Source organism: Phnomibacter sp., from assembly GCF_036803085.1.
Taxonomy (GTDB): Bacteria; Bacteroidota; Bacteroidia; order Chitinophagales; family Chitinophagaceae; genus Phnomibacter.
This window is the reverse complement of sequence record NZ_DAIRUZ010000002.1, coordinates 657993-681427: the sequence shown is the minus strand read 5'-3', so window position 1 is coordinate 681427 and position 23435 is coordinate 657993. Positions and strand designations below refer to the sequence as shown.

The following is a 23435-nucleotide window of genomic DNA, read 5'->3' as shown; positions in this document are numbered from 1 at the left end:
TTGCACATGAAAAGATTTTGTTTGAGTGTTATCGTTTTATTCATCACAACAACGATTGTGATAGCACAAACTGCACCCGTTACTGTATTTGAATCGGGGAAGGAAGGGCATAAGAGCTATCGCATTCCGGCTATTGTGGCGTTGAAGAACGGCACTTTACTTGCCTTTGCCGAAGGCCGTGTAAATAATGCCGGCGATTTTGGCGATATCAACATCGTATTGAAACGCAGCACCGATGGCGGAAAAACATGGACCAGCCTGCAAACGATTGTAGATTACGATCAGCTACAGGCGGGCAACCCCGCACCTGTGGTAGACCTGACAGACCCGATGTATCCGCAAGGCCGGGTGTTTTTGTTTTACAACACCGGCAACAATCATGAAGGGGAAGTACGCAAAGGAAAAGGCCTGCGGGAAGTGTGGTACAAAACCTCTACCGATGGTGGCATTACCTGGAGTGAAGCGGTGAACATCACCACACAAACGCATCGCCCCAAACAACCGGCTACCAATGCAGCCTATAATTTTTCCGAAGACTGGCGCAGTTATGCCAACACGCCCGGCCATGCCATGCAGTTTAGTACTGGTGTATACAAAGGCCGCATTTTTGTTGCCGCTAATCATTCTGCCGGCGAGCCATTGCAACATTTCGAAGATTACAAGGCACATGGTTTTTATACCGATGATCATGGCAAAACATTTCAGCTGAGTGAAACCGTTGATCGGGTGGGTGGCAACGAAGCCATGGCCACGCAAATTTCCGGCGACCGTTTGATGATGAATATCCGTAACCAGAAAGGTGATGTGCGGGCAAGATTAATTGCTATCAGTAAAGATGGTGGTGCAAAATGGGACAGTGTTTATTTCGACAACAATCTGCCCGATCCTGTTTGCCAGGGAAGCATTGTAACGCTGGGTAAAAAGAAGGGCAAACACATTGTTGCGTTTTGCAACGCTGCCGATACCAAAAGCAGGGACAATCTTACGCTGCGCATCAGTTACGATGATGGTTTTACCTGGACAAAAAATATGCTGATTGATGCAACGGGTAAAAGAGACAATGCTGCCTACTCAGATATTGTACCCCTGCCCAAAAAGCAAATTGGCATCCTCTACGAAAAAGACAATTACGCATCAATCATTTTCACTGTGGTTAAGTGGAATTGATTCTGCAACAGCTATAAGAACGCAAGATGGCTTACACTACAAACGATTTAGCAGCGCTACACCAGTATTATAAACAGCAACTGCTGGAGAGCACAATCCCTTTTTGGTTTCCCCGTTCTTTCGATACAGCACATGGTGGTTTTTTATTGATGCGGGATGCAGACGGTACACTCATCGATGATGACAAAGCCGTGTGGATACAAGGCCGTGCCACCTGGATGCTCAGCACTTTATACAACACGGTTGAGCCTCGCCAGGAGTGGTTGGAAGGTGCCAAACTCGGCTACGACTTTTTGAATAAACATTGCTTTGATACCGATGGGCAAATGTTTTTTCATGTAACAAGAACTGGTGAGCCCCTGCGCAAACGCCGTTACTTTTTTTCAGAAACCTTTTATGTGATTGCGGCAGCGGCGTATGCCAAAGCCAGCGGTGATGAAACAGCTGCCGACAATGCCCGCCGGGTATTTGGCCGTTGCCTGGAATATGCATCGGGTGAACGAAAACTAGCGCCCAAGTATACGGGCACTCGTCCATCACGTGGTATTGGTGTACCCATGATTATGATGAATACCGCACAACAGCTACGGGAAACCATTGGCGATCCTCGATGTGATGATTGCATCACGCAATGGATAGCCGACATTGAACAGTATTTTGTAAAAGATGATATCCGCTGTGTGATGGAGCAAGTAGCGCCAGATGGCAGCATCATTGATCACATCGACGGCCGTACCCTCAACCCCGGTCATGCCATTGAAGGGGCCTGGTTTATTCTGCACGAAGCGAAGCATCGTAACAACAATCCACATTTGATAGAACTTGGTTGCAAAATGCTCGACTATATGTGGGAGCGTGGCTGGGACAAGGTTTATGGCGGCATTCTTTACTTCCGCGATGTGTACAACAAACCCGTGCAGGAGTATTGGCAAGACATGAAGTTTTGGTGGCCGCAAAATGAAACCATCATTGCTACACTGCTGGCCTATCTGATGACGGGCAATGAAAAATATGCACAGTGGCACCAACAAATTCATGAGTATGCCTACAGTCATTTTCGGGATGCTGCACATGGCGAATGGTTTGGCTACCTTCACAGGGATGGCCGCGTAGCACAAACTGCCAAGGGCAATTTGTACAAAGGTCCGTTTCATTTGCCCCGGCAGGAATGGTACTGCATGCAACTGCTGAAAAGCTATGCGCAGTAACCAACAACGCAGTCGCCTCGCTTCCACACCGCAGCACCATTGATTGACCAGATATTGCATAAACCAATGAAGAAAATTTGGCTGTATAGTCTGCTGAGTATTTGTCTTTTTCAAGGCAATGCACAAACCAACCTCGCACCTACCCCACCCATGGCCTGGATGACCTGGAATTACTTTGGTGAAAACATTAACGAACAACTGATACGGGAAATAGCCGATGCCATGCACAGCAGTGGCATGCTGCAAGCTGGGTACCAATACCTGGTGATAGACGATGGCTGGCAAGGTGGCCGCGACAACAGAAACAACATCATTCCCGATCCAAAGAAATTTCCCTCGGGCATCAAAGCACTGGCCGATTATGTGCACAGCAAGGGCTTGAAGCTGGGCATATACTCCGATGCGGCGCCGCTTACCTGTGCCGGCTATACGGCGAGTTTACATTTTGAAGAACAGGATGCGAAAACATTTGCTTCATGGGGTATAGATTACCTGAAGTATGATTATTGCAATGCGCCGAAAGATTCATTTACGGCAAAGCAACGCTACAAAACCATGGCCGATGCGCTGCGCAACAGTGGTCGTGATATGGTCTTTGCTGTATGCGAATGGGGCGAACGCCAACCCTGGCATTGGGCTGCTGCAGCTGGTGGTCAGCTATGGCGTACTACGTTCGATATCCGTGATTCGTGGAGCAGCATGATGGGTATATATGAAACCAATGTGCAGCTGCATGCGTATGCCGGCAGCGGTCGTTGGAACGATCCGGACATGTTGATTGTAGGTCTCGGTGGCAACAAAGGTCCTTCCGGCGATTTGGGTGGCACAGGCTGCACCATGACAGAATACCAAACCAACATGAGCCTGTGGAGCATGATGGCGGCACCACTCATTGCCACCAACGATGTACGCCAAATGACACAGGAAGTAAAACGCATTTTGATGCATGCCGGCATTATTGCCATCAATCAGGATTCGTTGGGGAAACAAGCAAAAAGAATAATCTCCAATGATGCTTTTGACGTATTGTTGAAGCCATTGGCGAATGGGGATGTTGCAATAGCCATCCTCAACAAATCGGCTACTACACAACCTTATGCCGTGCCTTTTGCCAGCATTGGTTTGGAAGGCCGCTATACGGTGCAGGATGTGTGGACGGGCACCACAACAAAACGCAGCCAGCAATGGAAGGGAAGCATTGAAAGCCATGCTACCGTTGTGCTCAGGCTGAAGAAAGAATAATGATTCATCAAACGGTGCATGGAGTTGTGAAGCATGCGCTGTGTAAAGAAATTATGGCATGAGGTGGTGGAGTATTGTTTGCGGATTATTGATGTGTGTAACAGCACAGGCCCGTTTGCAGTTGGCGGCACCTTTTGCTTCGCAGATGCTGCTGCAGCGCAACCAGCCCATTCATGTGTGGGGAAAGGGTACACCGCAACAGTCAGTGCAAGTTTCTCTTGGTAAACATAACGCCGTTACACAAGTAGCCGCAGATTCCACTTGGTCGCTGTACCTGCCTGCACAATCAGCCAGTACTCAGCCCCTGTCTATGTACGTTGTTTCGGGTACTGATTCTGTTGTATTGACAGATCTGCTCATTGGCGATGTATGGTTGTGCATTGGCCAGAGCAATATGGAATGGCCGGTGAAAAGATCGCTTCATGCAGCCGAAGCTATGGCTGCCGCACCGCAACCCTTACTTCGTTTTTACAACCCCAGCTATGCGGGTAAAAATCTTTACAACATTGCTTTTACTGATTCCGTTATCCGCCGGTTGAATACGCAACAATTTTACCAAGGCACCTGGCAACGCTGCGATAGCAGCAGCCTGCCCGATATGAGTGCCGTGGCCTATTTCTTTGGCCAACATTTGCTCAACAATACCGGCGTACCACAAGGTTTTATTCAACTCTCGATAGGCGGTGCACCGCTTGAAACTTTTATTCGGAGAAAAGCGTTGGCGGCACATCCGCAGCTGGCAGCCAAGCAACAAGGCAACTGGCTGAACAACGATGCGCTGCCCATATGGGTGCGGGAACGTGGCTTTCAAAACACTGCCAAAAAAGCTTCAGTTCCGGCAGATGATTTGGGACCAAATCATGCGTATAAGCCTGGCTTTGCATACGCAGCTGGTGTGGCTGCTTTTGTGCCGATGCATATTGCTGGTGTGCTTTGCTATCAGGGTGAAAGCAATGCGCAGGAACCAGAACGGGTAGCAGAATATGCGGCCTTGAATGAGCTGATGATAAATGACTATCGTCGGGCATGGCAACTGCCTGCACTGCCTTTTTATTTTGTACAACTCTCTTCTATTGAAGCAACGAATTACAAGAGTGCATTGTGGCCTGCATTCAGAAATGAACAACGGTTGATGTTGGACAAGATTCCCTTCAGCGGCATGGCGGTAACCAGCGATGTAGGTGCAAGGAATGATGTACACCCGACGGATAAAAAAACAGTGGGCCAACGGCTGGCTTTGTGGGCCCTGCGGGATGTGTATGGCCAGCAAATAACAGCTTCTGGTCCCTTGCCTTTGAGTGCACGTTATAAGCAAGGAAAAGTGGTGATTCGCTTTGCACATGGCAAAGGTTTGCAGACTGCGAATGCAGCTTCATTGCAAGGTTTTTCACTGAATGGCGCATCACCAGTACCTGCACAGATTCGCAACAACAAAATCATCATTTCTAGCCCTACCAAACCCGAAGCGGTGTATTATGGTTGGCAGCCATACAGCAATGGCAATTTGCTGAATGCTGCACAGCTGCCGGCTTCCACATTTAAAATAGCGGTTCAATGAAACAATGGATTTTTACTTGTTGTTGTGTATGGATGATGGGTTTGGCACAGGCACAAACTGTGTTGCCGCAGTACCCCGACTCTTTGTTCAACACCTACTATCATCAGCGCAACAGTTTGTTTGCAGCCCTGCCGCTGCAACGTAACGATATTGTATTTGTGGGCAACAGCATTACAGATGGCAATGAGTGGCCGGAGTTGTTCAATGATTTGCGCATTAAGAACCGCGGCATCAGCGGCGATGTAAGTGCAGGAGTGCTGCATCGGCTGCCACAAATGGTACAATACAAACCCGCCAAAATTGTATTGATGATTGGTGTGAATGATTTGGCCCGAGGCGTATCGGCTGATAGTTTGCTGCGCAATATTTTCCTGATAGCCGATTATGTGCATGAGCAATCCCCGTCTACAAAGTTGATAGTGCAGAGCATCCTGCCGGTGAATGCTGCCTTTGGCAAATTTGGTGGCCACACCAGTAAAGCAGCCGTTATCAAAACCGTGAATGCTCAGCTGGCCACACAGGCGGCCAAGCATCAGTATGTGTTTGCCGATTTGTATACTGGTTTTCTCAATGCCAACGGCGATATGCAGGAAAACTATACCAACGATGGCCTGCACCTGATGGGTGAAGGATATCTGTTGTGGAAACACCTCATTTATCCGTATGTGTACGATTTGCTGTTGCAGCCGGCACTCATTCCCATGCCGCAGCAACTGCAATGGCAGGCGGGTCGTTTTCCGTTGTACAAATGCCGGAACGTTGTGGTATCAAATGATAGCTTGCTGCCCGAAGCAAAGCTGTTGCAGCAATGGCTGCCCCATCAGCAATTACAAATGGGTAAGCAAAAACAAAATGAACCTACTATCGAACTGCAGATGGATGCAAGCATCAACGCTGCTGTTTCGCCAGAAAAATATGCGTTGACGGTAACAACACACAAGATCATATTGAAAGCTGCTACCCGGCATGGCTTGTTCAATGGCTTACAAACCTTGCATCAATTGATGCGGGATGCTGTGATGATACCGGCTGTCAGCATTCAAGACTGGCCGGCCTTTCCGGTACGGGGTTTTATGGTAGATGTGGGCCGCAATTTTCAATCGATGCAGCAGTTGAAAGCACAGATAGATGTGATGGCGGCGTACAAACTCAACGTGTTTCATTTTCACCTTACAGAAGATATTGCGTGGCGCCTGCAAAGCCGCCGTTATCCGCAGCTCACCGCAACGCAACACATGCAGCGCAATGCGGGTGAGTATTACTCCGTAGCCGATATGCAGGACTTGATTGCGTATTGCAAAGAACGCCACATTACCCTGATACCCGAGATAGACATGCCCGGCCACAGTGCGGCTTTTGAAAGAGCTATGGGGGTGAACATGCAAAGCGATTCGGGTATGGCCATTTGCAAAAACATACTGCGGGAGTTTTGCGAAACCTACGATGTACCGGCTATACATATTGGTGGCGATGAAGTAACAATTACCAACCAACGTTTTCTGCCCGAGATGGTGGCATTGCTCAAATCACTCGGCAAACAGGTGTGGGCCTGGGACCCCGGCGGCAATGTGCCTAAGGGAACTTATCTGCAAATGTGGAATGGCAATACCAAAGTAAAAGCGGGTTATCCTGCTGTTGACTCCCGGCATTTGTACCTCAATCATTTTGATCCGCTGGATGGCGTGGTCACTACTTACCATCATCAGATTTGTGATGTAGATTCTGCCACTACCGATGCCCGTGGTGCCATACTCTGCAACTGGCCCGACCGGCGGGTAAGTGTAGAAGCCGACCTCATTCGCATGAATGCTGTGTACCCGGTAATGCTCACGTTTGCAGAACGCACCTGGCAAGGCAAGGGATGGAAAAATTATACCACAGCCATGGCAGCAAAGGGTACTGCGAAGCATGCGGCCTTTGCTGCTTTTGAGCAACGCTTGCTGGCCCATCAACAGCAGTATTTTCAGCAGCAATCTTTTCCTTACTGGCCACAGGCCAATATTGAATGGACCTTGATTGGTCCGTATAAAAATGGTGGTAAACTGCAACAGTCTTTTGCACCCGAACAACCCGCTTTTTGGGATACAGTGAAACTACAGCAATACCCAACCGTTACAGGAGGTACCATTTGGCTGCGTCATTTTTGGCATCCCATGATTCCTTCACATTTGGCCAAGCCTACGGATAGTACTACCTGGTATGCTGTGCGAAAAATTTGGAGCAACGAAGCAGGCATGGCAGATGCATGGATTGGCTTCAATGATTTGTCACGTTCTACCGCCACGCATTCATTGCCTGCAGGTGCGTGGGATGATAAGGGTAGTGAAGTATGGGTAAATGGGCAACGTATAGCGCCACCACAATGGCAGCGGGCAGGACAGCAAGGTCATCTCGAAATTCCGTACACCGACGAAGGCTATGCGTACCGGCCGCCGACAAAAATATTTTTCCAGAAAGGATGGAATACCGTGCTAATCAAAGCGCCAGTTGGTAGCTTTCGGGCCGACTGGCAACAGCCGGTGAAATGGATGTTCACCTTTTTAGCAGCCACAAAATGAAACGAAGTTTTTTCAAATACATGTAATAGGCTTTCTGCTATTGATAAATTTATTTATTACGTGTATTGCGCTGAATCGTGAAGAATTGTCTTTTGAATAGAGGAAATTTGTTTATCCAACGAAATGATAGTTATGAATAAATGGTTGCTAGCTATTGCATTAGTTTTTTGTCAGCTGAATGGTTGGGCACAACAACCTGCTGCCAAACACAGCTTTGCTTTTAAAGGACAGGAATTTATGCTGGATGGAAAGCCATTCCAGATCATTAGTGGTGAAATGCATCCTGCACGGGTGCCTAAGGCCTACTGGCGTCATCGCATTCAAATGATTAAAGCCATGGGCTGCAATACTGTGGCCGCTTATATCTTTTGGAACTATCATGAAGTAAGCAAGGGCAAGTTTGATTTCAATACCGAAAACCGTAACATGGCTGAATTTGTGCAGCTGTGTGCTGCAGAAGGTATGTGGGTGCTGTTTCGCCCGGGGCCTTATGTATGTGCCGAATGGGATTTTGGTGGATTGCCCACTTACCTGTTGCAAATTCCTGATATCAAAATCCGATGTATGGATACCCGCTACATGGCAGCGGTGCAGCGCTATGTAACGGCTCTGGCTGCTCATGTGCGGCATTTGCAAATCAGCAAAGGCGGCCCTATTTTGATGTGGCAGGTAGAAAACGAATATGGTTCTTACGGCAACGATCGTACCTATATGCAAACCCTTGCCAGCATGTGGCGCAAGTCAGGTATTGATGTACCTTTTTATACAGCCGATGGTCCAACCCCTTACATGCTCGAAGCAGGTAGTTTGATTGATGCTGCCATTGGATTGGACAGCGGTAGCGATTCAGCAGCTTTTGCACAAGCTACCCGCCAAAATCCCAATGTACCTTCTTTCAGCAGCGAAACCTATCCTGGCTGGCTCACCCACTGGGGTGAAAAATGGGCACGACCCGATACCATTGCTTTGAAAAACGAAGTGAGTTTTTTGCTGGCGAATAAAAAGTCGTTCAATTTTTATGTGATACATGGCGGCACCAACTTTGGCTATACTGCTGGTGCCAATGCTTTCAGTCCTACGCAGTACCAACCCGACCTCACCAGTTATGATTATGATGCACCCATTGATGAGTCGGGCAATGCCACGCCGAAGTACCACATGCTACGTCGGCTGATTGAACAGTACACCGGAAAGCCCGCTCCGCCCATACCTGCTCCCGTGAAGCATATCAGCATTCCGACTTTCAGCATGCAGCCTGCCCACAGCCTGTTTGATTATGCACCCAAAGTGCATGCGTCGGCACAGCCACAGCCCATGGAATATTACGGCCAAAATCAGGGCTTCATTGTGTACCGCACCAAACTGATTGGACATAAAAGTGGCCGCCTCAAAATTTGGGAGCCACACGATTATGCATTGGTGTACCTCGACGGAGAATTTATAGATACCGTGTATCGTGATGGTGGTAATTGGGAAGTGCAACTGCCCAAAACCAACAGCACTACACCTGAACTCACCATTGTTGTAGAAGGCATGGGCCATATCAATTTTGCGCAGTTCATGATTGACCGCAAGGGCATCACTGACCGTGTAACGCTCAACGGCATGACGCTGATGAACTGGCAAACACAATTGCTGCCCGTGGATGAGGCATTCATGCAACAACCTTTCCCGAAAGCAGTAAGTGCCAGCAAGCAAAATGGGGATTTCCGTTTTTTCACGGGTGAATTTTCATTGACCGAAACCGGCGATACTTACCTCGATTTGAGCGGCTACAGCAAAGGCGTGGTATTTGTGAACGGCCGCTTGCTGGGCCGTTATTGGAACCTTGGTCCGCAATACCGCTTGTATTGCCCCGCTACCTGGTTGAAGAAAGGACAAAACAAGATTGTGGTGATGGACCTGCACCAATCTACCGCCGCTGCTATTGCCGGTTTTACCTCTATGTTATAAAAACACCTACACAACCATCCACATGAAACGATTGCTCTCTTTACTTCTTGCCAGCACCTGTTTGCAGGCTGCTGCACAGCAGCAAAACATGGTATGGATTGCACCCACCGACAGCCTGCCACAAATACTGCACAAAGCTGTGCAGGTTACTCCAACGCCACGGCAACTACGCTGGCAGCAATTAGAGCTCACCGCATTTTTTCATTTTGGTATCAACACATTTACTAACCGGGAGTGGGGCGATGGAAAAGAAAATCCGCAGTTGTTCAATCCTTCTCAACTCGATGCCCGGCAATGGGTGAATACCGTGAAAGCAGCTGGTATCAAACAAGTGATTATTACCGCCAAGCACCACGATGGTTTTTGCTTGTGGCCAACTACATCCACAAAACATTCCGTAGCCTCCAGCCCATGGAAAAACGGCAAGGGTGATGTGGTGAAAGAAGTAGCTGAAGCCTGCCGCGAAGCCGGTATCGGTTTTGGTGTGTATCTCTCGCCCTGGGACATGCACGAGCCGAGCTATGGTACGGAGGCGTACAATACATTTTTTGTACAGCAACTCACAGAGCTGCTTACTCAGTACGGACAGATAGATGAAGTATGGTTTGATGGCGCCAATGGCGAAGGGCCCAATGGCAAAAAGCAAGTGTATGATTTCGACCGCTGGTACAAAGTGATTCGGAAGTTGCAACCGCAGGCCACCATCGCCATTATGGGGCCTGATGTACGCTGGGTAGGTACCGAAACAGGCCACGGACGCACTACAGAATGGAGTGTGGTGCCGGCCAATCATCTGGACCCCGCAGCAGTGGCAGCCAATTCGCAGCAAGACCTGGCCTTTAAACCAGCTGGCGATATGATGGGCGACAATTTGGGCAGCCGCGAAAAAATCAGCAAGGCAAAAGCATTAGTGTGGTATCCGGCCGAAACCGATGTATCTATCCGGCCGGGTTGGTTTTATCATGCCAGCGAAGACAGCCTGGTAAAAACGCCGGAGCAATTGCTGGATATTTATTTCCATTCGGTGGGTAGAAACGGCGTACTGCTGCTCAATATTCCGCCCGATAAACGTGGGCTTATTCACGAACAGGATGTAAAAGCATTGCAGCAATGGCACCAACGTCGCAACGATATTTTCCGACGAAATTTGCTATCATCAGCCCAAAGTACGTTACTCTATTCGAATTTACTTTTAGACAAGAATGATAGCACTGCTTATACTTTCGACCAACAGCAACCCATGCAAATGGAATGGAGATGGCGGGGCCTACAAGACATGAATGTGCTGTTGTTGCAGGAGGATATTCGCAAAGGCCAAAGAGTAGAAAACTTTGTGTTGGAATACCTGGATCATGACGGATGGAAGACGGCTGCAACAGGCACTACTATTGGCTATAAGCGGCTGTTGCGTTTTCCTGCTGTTAGTACCTCTGCCATGCGGTTGCGCATTACCGGTACCAGAGCCAATCCTGTGCTGGCAGAAATGGGCATTTATTACGACGACAAACAACCCCAACATATCAACGATTAAAATACACGTGAAGCAATGAAAAGAATGATTGGCGTATTGCTGGCAGCCATGCTGCTGCTGGGCAAGCTGCAGGCGCAGCAGGTATCTATTATTCCACAACCAGCCAAGCTGGAAGTATTGTCGGGATATTTTCTGATCAATGAAACGGTATCGTTGCAATACAACGAGCCTGCATTGCTGAAACCTGCAGCCGATTGGTTCAGGGCAGCTATTGCCGATATTTCAGGCATCCGTTTGTCGGCACAGCCTAATGCAGCCCGCCGTATTGTGTTGCAGCTGGCTACACCTGTGCAACCTAAAGATGAAAGCTATACACTGGATGTATCAGCCAATCTCATTACTATCAAGGCAAAAAGCTATGGCGGTATTTTTTATGGTATGCAATCGGTGCTGCAAACATTGCCTGCCATTCGCACCAATGCTTTGCTGCAAGTACCCTGTATGCGGGTGCAGGATGCGCCACGCTTTGGCTGGCGGGGCATGCACCTCGATGTGAGTCGTCATTTCTTCGGCCCCGAAGTAATAAAGCAATACATTGATTTGATGGCTGCGTATAAAATGAATACGTTTCACTGGCATCTGGTAGACGATCAGGGCTGGCGAATCGAAATAAAAAAGTATCCTAAGCTCACCAGTGTAGGTGCGTGGCGGGTAGATCAAAACGATAAAGTGTGGGGCAGCAGACCACAAGCCAAGCCCGGAGAAACGCCCAGCTACGGCGGCTATTACACGCAGGCACAGCTTAAAGAAATAGTAGCCTATGCCCGTCAGCGCAACGTGACTATTGTGCCCGAAATAGAAATGCCCGGCCACGTAGCGTCGGCCATTGCTGCTTACCCCGAGCTGAGTTGTACACAGCAACCACAACTGCCACTTACTGGTGGCGATTACAGCAACATGTCTTCCAACTACTGTGCAGGTAACGATGCTGTATTTACGTTTTTGCAAGATGTACTTACTGAAACCATGGCTATTTTTCCATCTACCTATATCCACATTGGTGGCGATGAAGTAGACAAAGGCCCATGGAAAAAATGTGCCCGTTGCCAACAACGCATGCAGCAGCAAGGATTGAAAACCGAAGAAGAACTGCAGAGCTATTTCATTCAGCGCATCGAAAAATTTGTAGTGAGCAAGGGCCGCAAAATGATTGGCTGGGATGAAATACTTGAAGGCGGACTAGCCCCCGAAGCTACTGTAATGAGCTGGAGAGGTGAAGCCGGTGGCATTGAAGCGGCGAAGATGAACCACGATGTGGTAATGACGCCTGGCTCGCCTTGCTATTTCGATCATTACCAGGCAGGGCCCGAAGGTGAACCCCGTGCCATTGGAGGCATGAACACGTTGCAAAAAGTGTACAGCTACGAGCCCATTCCGGCAGAGTTGCCTGCTGATAAAGCCCGTTATGTATTGGGTGCACAGGCCAACCTGTGGACAGAATATGTGACCACTGCCGAGCATGTGGAGTATATGATTTTACCCCGCATGCTGGCATTGGCCGAAGTAGTGTGGAGCCCCAAAGAAACCCGCGATTGGCAAGGCTTCAACCAACGCCTGCAGCCGCATTTTCGTGCTTTTGAGCAAAAGGGTTTGCATTATAGCAAGGGCAATTTTACTGTAAACATTAAGCCCGTATCGGCCAATGGCCAGGTACAGGTACAATTGTCTACCGAAGCCATGAATGGTACCATTTATTACAGCATTGATGGCAGCGAACCCGATGTAACCAGCCAGCGCTACACGGCGCCTTTTACACTGCAGCAATCTGCAGTAGTGAAAGCTGTAACAGTAATACAAGGAGAAGTGATGGGCGTGAAAGCAGCATCGCAAAACTTTGTGTTGCACAAAGCTGTAGGTAGTGCGGTGCAGTATGTACATCCTGTAAGCCGCTACTATCAGGCCGATGGACAAAACTCACTCACCGATGGCATTCGTGGTATGCATGCTGTGGGTAAGTTTTGGCATGGTTTCAGTGGCAAAGATTTGGTGGCGACCGTTGATTTGGGCACCAGTAAAACCATTCAGCAGGTTACATTGGGTTGCCTGCAGCGGTATAACGATTGGATTTTCTTACCGCAATCAGTAACGATTGAATATTCTGCAGATGGTCAAAAATTTAGCAGCCTTGGTACAGTCAACAATACAGTGAGTAGTAATGAGAAAGCATCGATCATTAAAGACTTTACAGTGAAGGCTGCAGCAGTACAAGCACGTTATATACGGGTGACGGCCAAAGTGATTGATGCTTGTCCTAAGGGGCATTCCGGCGAGGGTAAACCCGGCTGGTTGTTTGCTGATGAAATTATTGTGGAGTAATTATTCAATTATAAGTAAGGCAATCAAAAGTTGAAAAAGCTATTAGGCTTAATTATTCAGCTGCACAGAGGGGGGCGCTGGCAAGGCAATCCCGATAGCTATCGGGAGGCCGGAGGCGTCGGGTTTGCCTTGATCCCGATAGCCATCGGGATTCTTTGGTTACTTTCTTTTTTTCAAGAAAAAGAAAGTAACAAGGCTGCATGAGCATCGATTAACTAATTATCAATCGGGAAATACTTTGAATGGCTCTTTAGAGTTTGAGTTAAATAAGACATTGCAATGAAAAAAAAACACCTGATTTTATTGTGTGGCATGCTATGCTTGTTGGTGAACGTTCAAGCACAACGAGATACCATTTGGTTGAACAATGCGTGGTCTTTTCAACCAGATACAGCGACAGTAGGCCAGCAGCAGCAATGGTTTACAAAGACATTACCTGCAGGAAAAAATGTGAGTTTGCCACATACCTGGAATGTAGATGAACAATGGCAGCATCATTATGGCTGGGCATGGTATCAGCACACCTTGATGGTACCTGCTGCGTGGAAAAACAAGCAACTAACACTCCAGTTTGGTGCCGTCAATCATACAGCCATTGTGTATGTAAACGGACAAGAAGTAGCCCGGCATTCAGGGGATGGATTCAATAAGTTTTTTGTGCCGATTTCCTATTATGTACAAGCAGGCAAAGAGAACCGGATTACGGTAGCCTGTAACAATGCGTATAGTGCCAACAAAGTACCATTCAGCAATTCGTTCGACTGGCCCAATGATGGTGGACTGATTCGTCCGGTAGCATTGCTGATTAGCGAAACGCCGGCCCTCACTACGCTCAAAGCTACGCCAGTACTGCACGAAGCCGATAGTGCCGGTACACTTCGGGTGCAGGTATCACAGCCCGGTGCTATGAAGAAGCCATATCAATTGGTTATCCGTTTACGCGAAGTCAATGAAAAGGGAACTATCGTATACGAGCAAACGCAAATGCCTCTATGGCAGCAGGCCATTGCACATTTGCAAATTACATTACCCAAAGTGCAACCCTGGCATTTCGACTTCCCGAATTTGTACCGCCTAGAGGTAACCGTACTGGATGGCAAGAAGGCTGTTGACAAGCAACATGCGGATATCGGCTTTCGCAACTTTCGATTGCACAATGGTAAAATTTGGCTGAACGGAGAAGCCGTGAAGCTGATGGGTGTAGAATGGACGGCAGGTTCCAATCCGCAGTATGGTTTTGCAGAGCCTGCAGCAGAAATCATTCGCCATGCACAGCTCATGAAAGATGTGAATGCCATATTTACAAGAGTGCATTTTCAGCAAGATGATGTGTTTTATGACTTCTGCAACCGCAATGGCATTTTGGTGCAGGAAGAAGTACCGCTGTGGGGTGGCGAAACACCCGCCAACGATACCATTCGCCGTATTGCTACAGCGCAGGTGCAAACCATGATAGCGCAGCACTACAATCATCCTTCCATTGTAAGCTGGGGCATGGGCAATGAACTGCAGGGACGATTGCCGGCGATGCAACAAATGATTGCCGGATTGGTGGCTACTGCCCGCAGCCTCGACAGTAGCCGCATGATTAATTATGTGAGCAATACGGTGGCGCATTCTTTTTATAACCACCCTGCATTTGTGCCAGACGCCGCAGCACTCGGCGATGCCATTTTAATGAATGAATATGCAGGAAGTTGGTGGAGCATTCCCACAGGTTCACTGGGTAATTATCTCGATAGTGTGCATGCCAGCTATCCCGATAAAGTGATGATGATTTCGGAGTTTGGTTTGTGCGAACCCAACTTCAAAGGTGGCGACCCTCGTCGCATCACTGACCTCATTTACCACATGGCAGTATACGAAAGCAAGCCCTATATAGAAGCGGCTATTTATTTTGATTTGACGGATTATCGCACCCATTATCCCGGTACTACAGACGAGCCGAAATATCGCCGCCGCATACATGGCGTGTACGATATGTATGGCCAACCCAAGCCATCGATGAAAGTGCTGCGGGAGCTGTCTTCACCACTGGAAGTACAACAGGTACACCGCTGGAAAAAAGGTATGCTCACAGTGCAATTATTTGGAAGCATCGGCTTGCCGCAGCACCGCTGTACTGGCTACACCGTGCAGGTAGGTGGTACATTGGCCGAAGCGATGCATGCTACGCCGGTGACCATTCCAACCACTATGCCGGGTAAGCAGGTATATGTAGAAGTGAAAGACCACGGCCAGCCACAATCGGTGGTCATTGTTCGCCGTCCATCGGGCCAGCTGGTATCGGTATGGCCGGGTGAGGAATGATGATTTATCATGAAGTATTGCAAAGGCATAATATCCATTTTGTGCCTTTGCTGATTACTTTAGCCACTGCATAAACTCTTTCTGTAATTCTTTTACTATTTCTACTTTAAACGGAAGCCCGGTGAGGTGAACGTATTGCCTGTCGGTGCCGGAGATATGTGTTTTGCAAACAATAGCCTGACGTTTGTTTACCACAAAAAAATCTATTTGATGGGCTTGCAATAAACTGGTTGCTTCTTGCCAGGTAAGTAAGCATGGAATTCCGTTTTTATGCTGGGTAGTATGAATGATTTTTTGTCGGGGATGGTCAACTGCCTGCACAATGCAAATGATATTTTGCGCAGCCACTTTCAGCTGTTTTCCTTCGGCACTCGATATCCAGCAATCGCTGATTACTGATTCTTTGCGGACAATTTTCTGCTGTGCAGCTACTACAATGTCGGGCAACTGTTCCTGCAATTTTTTCCAATAGGGTTTATTGATAAATACATCGGGCCGATAGGTGTTGATGAGTTCTTCAGCTATCTCCGGATGATCGGACTGAAACCCTGTATTGAACACAACAAATGGTTGATAGTTACTGATGGTTTGCACATATTTCAGCACTTCAAAACCAGACCCACCTATCAAATCCCAATCGCAAAAAAGCAAATGCGGTTGTTGTTGCTCTATCAGCCATTTGGCTTCGCGTACACTTTTGGCATTACCGATATAATTCCAACCTGCAAATCTTTTCATTTCATATTGCAGGCGTGTTGCTACATCGGGAATGTCTTCAATGATGACAAATTTGAGCTGGTTTTCAGAGTGCATAGTTGTATTGTTTAGGGATGCTGATACTAACTTTTGTGCCGGTGTCTGGAGCGGGTACATCTGCTATATTAAAATGTAATTGTGCAGCATTGTGCTGGTTGAGTAAGTCAATAATGGCCAGCAAATTTTTGGTTCCAACGCCATTGTTTCGATGATTGGTCATACTGGCGGCGGCCTTTCTTCCTACACCATTGTCTTCAATAGTTATCAGTAAATGATCTGGCGTTTCTTGCAAGCCGAGGTATAAATGTTTGCTGCCTGTTTCTTTATTGCGCAAACCATGAATGAGGGCATTTTCTACAGGTATTTGCAAGATACCCATGGGTAATTGCCATTCAGCAAGAGCTGTTACAGTTGCTTCGTCGGGATAGTGCACTGTTACTGCATGATGGTATTCCATCTGTTTGATATTAATTACACTTTGCACCAGTTTCCACTCCTGCGCAAATGCATGTGCGATACTACCTTGCTGTGAATTTCTGAAAATAATGCCGATACTGTCTCCTAATTGCCCGAGCACTTCATCTACCTCGGGTTTATCGTACAGTTGTGCTCCTACAGTGTTGAGTGCATTCAGAATAAAGTGTGGCCGAAATTGATTACTCAGGCTTTTCACTTGCATGTTGGTGAGTTGCCTGTTTTGTTCGCTACGCAGGGCATTGGTTTCTGCTTGCATGCGTTTGGTTTCTGCTTCAGCAATTTGCTTGCGTTTGCGCAGGTTTAAGTAAAATGCAAAGGCAGCAATAATGATGATGGATAGCAGGGTCCAGAACCACCAGTGCTGCCACAAAAATTTACGGATGGTTATGGGAAATGCATATTCATAGGTGCCACCGCTTTGCTCAAACACCCGAACGTAAAATGTATATTTTCCTGTTTGTTTATTAAACGCTTCCCAATGATGGTCTAATGTAACGTTGCTCCACCGGATGCTGTCGCCTTCTGCTACCAGTGCTACCTGCAGCAATCTGGGCAGGTTATCTGCACATTGATACAATATATCTACTGCTAAACTGTTGCTTGTAGGTGGCAGCTGAATGGATTGGCCAGGTTTGGCCAATAATGTATCGGTACCGGTAATAATGGAAATAGATGGCTCAGCTTTATAAAAAGTTTGCTGTAGCCATGGTTTCAGCATTACTTGAAACACATTATCTGTTGTAGCCACCCACACACTGCTGTCACGATGATCAACCAACATGGCGTTTTGTTCTACACCACTCGTCATGGGCAATTCAAAAGGATGTAGATAGCGAAGTTGGATGGGTTGAGTTGCATAGCTGGCTGATGCGCCAAGTGGTAGCAATAGCAGCCGTTGTCCTTTGCCAATAAGTAAGTAATTGCCCCATTGTTTGATGGCACTGATATTGGTTTTTTCGCTAAGTAAAGGATGTTGTATTTGTGAAAGACTAGCAGGGGTAATAATACCTGGTTTATTACCATTGTAGTACCACAATCCGTCATCGGTGCCCAGCCACATGGTACCATAGCTATCGCAGTAGCTGCTCATGACACCAATGTGTGTTTGCTTGTTGGATTTGAGATAGCTGGTTGCTTTTTTGCTGATAGTATCATACACACCCCAGCCTTGGCTTGTTCTGCCAAAAATTATTCTTCCTTTGGGATCTTCGGCAAGGGTAAGGATGTTGGCTATTTGCACACCATTTCCAGGGCCAATACTCGTCCAGTCAGCACTGCCTGCCATAAACTCTTTGACGGGCATCATACCAAAACTGCTATCACCGCCAAAGCCTGCCAGTATGCGACTGCTGTCTCTGTTATAAGTAAGATAGAAGCCAGTGTTGCTGAGTTTTGGTTTCAACCGGGTGAGAGATCGGCGTTGTCTGGTACCGGTAATTTGTACCAGCCCACTCCAGTTTTCTGAAAAGAAATTGATGGTATTGCCCACCCCGAGGCCACCTGGTAGTATAGCCCGTTCATTGGGCATGGGCACAATGCCTTTGGTTGTAATTTTTGTAAAGGCTCCCGTGTAGCTTCCTATATACACATCACCATTAGCCGTTTGGATAATGGTATGATTGGCATTGCTGTTATTTTGATTGTAGAGTTGAGGGTACTCCCACACATGCTGAAAAACTCGGGCCACCCGATTGGTACTGCCCACGTAATACGCTTGAGTTTGTTTGTGGAAAAAGGTTTGTTGTACTTTATCAGATTGAAGCAGGCGGGGAACTGGCATTGCTGATGTATCCCTGTTTTTAAAATCTATCAGGTATTGCTCACCGTTTTTTTGCAAAACATATTCAGCCGGAAAATTGCTGACGAACGAAACTGTATAACCTGCGTTTTGTGAATTACCCTGTGCATCTAATATGCGCCATGTCACATTTGCCGTTGATGTATTGATAGGGTAATACAGTATTTGGTCATTGGGTAAATAATAGGTCCAGCTAAAGCCGGGTGGAGCATTGAAATATTGCCAGTATATAAATCGTTTTTGTTTATCATCGAATCGGTACAGATTACTGCCCTGCTGATGGGGCATGGCCAGTAGCAGTTCGCCTGTAACGCTATGCCGCAATGCCGCCGCCTGCCAGGCTACAGTATCGGTACCGGGTAGCAGTGCCGGAATGGTAACACTGGTAAAAGCATGGCCATCAAAATAAGTAGCTGTGCGTGGCTGGGGCATTCCTTCAAAAAAAATGACCCCTTTGCTCAGAATGAATGTGCTGCCCGACCGAATGGCCTTAAAAGGATGCAAACTATCTGCCAGCAGCTTGAATAGCATACCATTGGCCATATCATGCATATAAAAGCCGTGCTGATAAAACAGGATGCTGTTTTGAAATGAAGCAGGTATTGTATTTACAGTGGCAAGCAAGGGTTGTACTTGTTGCTGATGTATCCTGTATACTCCGCCGGTTTGTGAATGTGCGTAAACAGCCCCGTTTTCTCCCACCACCAGGCCCGTCCAGTTAGAGCCCTGCAGGTTGTATTGCTTGCCTATATCCAGCATTACAGGATAGCGGCCCTGCTGTGCATGTACAACCAGGGAACAGCAAACAAAGAGAGCACAAACGAACAAGGGTTTCATGTAGCATAAATGTAAAGCGCAGTACTACTCAAAATGCACCGAAGATTGATGGAACAGCCGGTTTCATGCTTCTATTTGGCGGTTTGGTGATTGCCAAAGCATGTTTTGTTACAAGCGATGCTATTTTCAAACCATCGAAACCCTAAACCCCCATTCAAAAACCCCAAACTTTCATGAAGAAACTAATTGCTGCTGCAGCACTGTTGTGCTTGCTCCAAACCTCATTTGCGCAAGGGCTCGATTTTGGCATTAAAGCTGGTGTAAACGCTGCCAAAATCGACAATACCAATTTTATAGTCGGCTTCAAATATGGCTTTTTTCGCCGGAGCCATTTGCGCCTCAACGTGAGCAAACTTTTTTAAAATATAATTTATGACAAATATGCTATCAACTACCGCCATCATTCTTAGTTTGCTTTTACCCACCACTGGGACTATTTCGCTTGATGTTCATAAAACGGAACAGAAAAATTCTGCTTTGATTATTGATTCGCTGCACAATAAACAACAGGACGATTGTGCTGAGCTAAAGAATGATACAGACCTGCGTCAAGAAATTCAAGACATCGCAAATTCCGCATCTGTGAAACTTATGGGATGCTGTTCGAGCTACGGTGGCCGTGAGAACAAAGCTGAAATACATTGGGGGAAAGACGAAAATGGAATTTGCCAAACAAGAATCAGTAAGCTGACAAACAAATTGATCATTACAATGACTGCCTCGTGGCGCGGTTCACTTTCGGGTAATTACTACTGGATAAAAGGGAGGTTAGTTATGGATTTTGAAACTAAACAATTAAACTGGGAAAAAATATCCGACAGCGGCGGGTTTCCGGCAGGATGCGGGCAAAGATGCATTTAACGTCGATAAATCTACTTGATAGAAATACTCAACCAATATTAAATTCTTTTTTGGTAAACCATGATTTAAAATGAAAGAAATTGGTACGCTGTTTTTGATCACTTCATTTGCTGGCAAGACACTATCACAAGCAATTTTGAAAAAAAAGTTCCAAAAAAACTTTCTAAAAAAGGGCTTTCGGAGAATTGCCTTTGTTTATGTATTTCTTTCAACTCAGTTTTCTTACGCTCAAAATCCATCGGATGTGCCGCTTACTTTGATGTCACCTATTATAGGAACAGTTACATACCAATATCCCCCAACTAGCTGCCCTTGGATGGGAACAACCATATGGGGCTTTTGTCAACATCAAACAGGAGGACATACTTCAAATGGTGGCATTTCACAAGCTAACGATACATACGCATGGGATTGTAATTTGTCAAGTAACTTTGATGCCGGTAAAGATGTTTATCCAGTTGACGATGGATATATTGCAAATCTAAGCGGGTGGTCTGGTGGTTCTTATGGGCAGTTGTTGATACGGCATGTAACTAATGGAAAAACTTGGTATTCTGGGTATTTGCACATGTCAAACATTACGGCAAAAAAAAGCACACCAGGAGCCTTTGTATCAAAAAATGAAATTATTGGTAAAGTTGATAAAGTTTCACCAGACGCAATTTCTGAGCATTTACATTTCGCTGTTTATTATCTGAATGCTGACCAAAAACTGATATCTGTTGACAGAAGTTCTTTTACTGTCCGGTCATCATGTAATGCAATTGTTCCTCAGCTTTCTACTCCTGCAGTAAATCAAACCAATACAGGCATTCCTGTATATTTTGATTGGAATGATGTTACCGGTACAAATCCTGAGTATAGGATTCAGGTTTCTACCTCTAACAGTGGTTGGACTGCAAAGGACGGATTTACTTCTGCTACTACAGAAAATTCTACAATAAGGGTTAACCGTAACACTGGTTCAATTTCTAATCTTTCTTGGGAATTAACAGATCTGTTTCCTCCAGCTGGATTAACTACTTACTATTACACAGTAAAAGCTTTTGTATGTGGCCAATCTTCTGATTATTCTCCTGTTCGAAGTTTTACTACTACTTGTGTGCCAACTATACCGGTTTTAATAGCACCCAATGCTGGCGCAGCTGGGGTTTCAATTCCTGTTAATTTTGATTGGAATGATTTGCCAAGTACCGTAACGGGATTAGCTTATCGCATTCAGGTTTCTACTTCAAATGCCGGATGGACTCCTGCAAATGGTTTTGCATCGACTGTCATGGAATCATCAACGGTTCGGGTAAATAAAGCTACCGGAACTACATCAAGTTATTTATGGCCAACTAATGCTACATACCCACCGCAGCCAGGTACAACATACTACTGGACAGTTAAAGCTTTTGGTTGTAACATTAATACTAATTACTCACAAGTAAGATCATTTACTACAGCATCAAATGCAGCCTTGCCCGGCTCGTTTACGCTTACTGCCACACCAGAATGTAGCGGTACCAGCAGCCAGGTGCGGCTTAGCTGGACCGCATCAGCAAATGCGACATCGTATGATATTTATCGAAACGGAACGCTGCTGGCATCCAATATTACCACTACCCAGTACATTAATACCGGACTTACGGCAGGCACCCAGTACACCTATTATGTACAAGCAAAGAATACAGCGGTTAATACCAACAATAGTAATGGAACACTGGCTGTAACAGCGTTGAATTGTGCACCTGCAGTTCCGGGTACTTTTACACTAACTGCCACACCAGAATGTAGCGGCACCAGCAGCCAGGTGCCTCTTAGCTGGACCGCATCAGCAAATGCGACATCGTATGATATTTATCGAAACGGAACGCTGCTGGCACCCAATATTACCACTACCCAGTACATTAATACCGGATTAACAGCAGGTACGCAGTACACATATTATGTACAAGCAAAGAATACAGCGGGTAATACCAACAACAGCAACGGAATACTGGCAGTAACTGCGTTGAATTGTGCACCTACTTTACCTGGCTTGTTCACACTTTCAGTTGCTCCTGAATGCAACGTGACATTAAGCCAAATAAAAGTTAGTTGGACACCATCAGCAAATGCAACTTCATATGATGTGTACAGAAATGGCCAGCTTTATTTAGCTGATATTGTATCAACCCAATTGAATAATACTGGTTTGACTGTTGGTGCAACTTATTCTTATCTTATTAAAGCAAAAAATCAATTTGGAACAATTGACAATCAAAATGGCACTTTGTCCACAATTGCCCCTTACTGTGCAGGCGTTTATACATTTGTAGGTAGCGGTAATTTCAACAACCCATCTAATTGGTCGCCATCCATTTTGCCGCCGAATCCTCTCCCTGCTGGTAATATTATTCTAATCAATGGAACTGGTGAATGTATTCTAAATGTGCCCCAGACGATCAGCGCAGGCGCCACCCTACGTGTGGTATCAGGTAAGTTGTTTAGGGTCAATGGAAACCTCATAAGGCAATAAAGTACACAGGAAGTTGAAAGCCTCCGGCAGCCACATCATCATTGAGCCGGGTGCCACGCTGGAAGTATCCGGCAAGCCCAAACAATAACCGTTTTCATACGACTGAAACACGCTCCTTTTTCTCATCACGCCAATACAAGGCCTTCCTTCGGGAGGGCTTTGTTGTGTAAGGGCATGAAATAAATAATTTGCCCAAACAAAAAAGACCCGCTAATCAGCGAGTCTTTTTGTTGTTGTGGTGTGGGCCGGGATCGAACCGGCGACACAAGGATTTTCAGTCCTTTGCTCTACCGACTGAGCTACCGCACCATTCAGTATCTGTTATCGACACAAGGATTTTCAGTTTTTCGCTCTACCTCC

14 protein-coding genes and 1 tRNA gene are annotated in these 23435 nt (G+C 46.6%); 12 read left to right on the top strand and 3 right to left on the bottom strand.

What is annotated here, in order from left to right; genetic code table 11:
- Positions 1–6 precede the first annotated feature (6 nt).
- The 9 genes from V7Q13_RS06630 to V7Q13_RS06590 all read left to right on the top strand — a co-directional run bounded on the left by V7Q13_RS06630 (position 7) and on the right by V7Q13_RS06590 (position 15843).
- Positions 7–1167, top strand: coding sequence for a sialidase family protein (locus V7Q13_RS06630; protein ID WP_333799895.1), 1161 nt, complete (start codon positions 7–9; stop codon positions 1165–1167).
- A gap of 26 nt (positions 1168–1193) precedes the next feature.
- The gene (locus V7Q13_RS06625; protein WP_333799894.1) at positions 1194–2375 is read left to right on the top strand and encodes an AGE family epimerase/isomerase; all 1182 of its coding nucleotides are present in this window, start codon (positions 1194–1196) and stop codon (positions 2373–2375) included.
- Between the two features lie 66 nt (positions 2376–2441).
- Entirely contained in the window at positions 2442–3617 is a 1176-nt protein-coding gene (locus V7Q13_RS06620) for a glycoside hydrolase family 27 protein (protein ID WP_333799893.1), read from the top strand.
- 58 nt (positions 3618–3675) lie between these two features.
- Positions 3676–5175 (top strand): sialate O-acetylesterase, encoded by a 1500-nt coding sequence (locus V7Q13_RS06615; RefSeq protein WP_333799892.1) that lies wholly within the window; start codon positions 3676–3678, stop codon positions 5173–5175.
- Positions 5172–7733: a family 20 glycosylhydrolase gene (locus tag V7Q13_RS06610; RefSeq protein ID WP_333799891.1), complete on the top strand. Its 2562-nt coding sequence runs from the start codon at positions 5172–5174 to the stop codon at positions 7731–7733. The genes V7Q13_RS06615 and V7Q13_RS06610 overlap by 4 nt, the downstream gene beginning before the upstream one ends.
- 132 nt (positions 7734–7865) lie before the next feature.
- Complete coding sequence (locus tag V7Q13_RS06605) at positions 7866–9686, top strand: glycoside hydrolase family 35 protein (RefSeq protein ID WP_333799890.1); 1821 nt, start codon at positions 7866–7868, stop codon at positions 9684–9686.
- 22 nt (positions 9687–9708) lie between these two features.
- Positions 9709–11217, top strand: coding sequence for an alpha-L-fucosidase (locus V7Q13_RS06600; protein WP_333799889.1), 1509 nt, complete (start codon positions 9709–9711; stop codon positions 11215–11217).
- 15 nt (positions 11218–11232) lie between these two features.
- Positions 11233–13533, top strand: coding sequence for a glycoside hydrolase family 20 protein (locus tag V7Q13_RS06595; protein ID WP_333799888.1), 2301 nt, complete (start codon positions 11233–11235; stop codon positions 13531–13533).
- Between the two features lie 279 nt (positions 13534–13812).
- A complete protein-coding gene (locus V7Q13_RS06590; protein ID WP_333799887.1) occupies positions 13813–15843 on the top strand; it encodes a glycoside hydrolase family 2 protein in 2031 nt (676 codons plus the stop codon).
- Positions 15844–15897: 54 nt separating this feature from the next.
- Here V7Q13_RS06590 and V7Q13_RS06585 read toward each other — a convergent pair whose 3' ends face one another.
- Both V7Q13_RS06585 and V7Q13_RS06580 read right to left on the bottom strand, forming a co-directional pair.
- Complete coding sequence (locus tag V7Q13_RS06585; RefSeq protein WP_333799886.1) at positions 15898–16656, bottom strand: LytR/AlgR family response regulator transcription factor; 759 nt, start codon at positions 16654–16656, stop codon at positions 15898–15900.
- Positions 16646–19711 (bottom strand): sensor histidine kinase, encoded by a 3066-nt coding sequence (locus V7Q13_RS06580; RefSeq protein ID WP_333799885.1) that lies wholly within the window; start codon positions 19709–19711, stop codon positions 16646–16648. The genes V7Q13_RS06585 and V7Q13_RS06580 overlap by 11 nt, the downstream gene beginning before the upstream one ends.
- Before the next feature lie 173 nt (positions 19712–19884).
- On the opposite strand from V7Q13_RS06580, the gene V7Q13_RS06575 reads away from it, so the two are divergent.
- The 3 genes from V7Q13_RS06575 to V7Q13_RS06565 all read left to right on the top strand — a co-directional run bounded on the left by V7Q13_RS06575 (position 19885) and on the right by V7Q13_RS06565 (position 23075).
- Positions 19885–20073 (top strand): hypothetical protein, encoded by a 189-nt coding sequence (locus V7Q13_RS06575; protein WP_333799884.1) that lies wholly within the window; start codon positions 19885–19887, stop codon positions 20071–20073.
- Between the two features lie 10 nt (positions 20074–20083).
- On the top strand, positions 20084–20572 hold the full coding sequence (locus tag V7Q13_RS06570) for a hypothetical protein (RefSeq protein WP_333799883.1): 489 nt from the start codon (positions 20084–20086) through the stop codon (positions 20570–20572).
- Between the two features lie 70 nt (positions 20573–20642).
- Positions 20643–23075: a fibronectin type III domain-containing protein gene (locus tag V7Q13_RS06565; protein ID WP_333799882.1), complete on the top strand. Its 2433-nt coding sequence runs from the start codon at positions 20643–20645 to the stop codon at positions 23073–23075.
- Positions 23076–23311: 236 nt separating this feature from the next.
- On the opposite strand, the gene V7Q13_RS06560 is transcribed toward V7Q13_RS06565, so the two are convergent.
- Positions 23312–23384, bottom strand: a tRNA-Phe gene (locus V7Q13_RS06560).
- Positions 23385–23435: the final 51 nt, after the last annotated feature.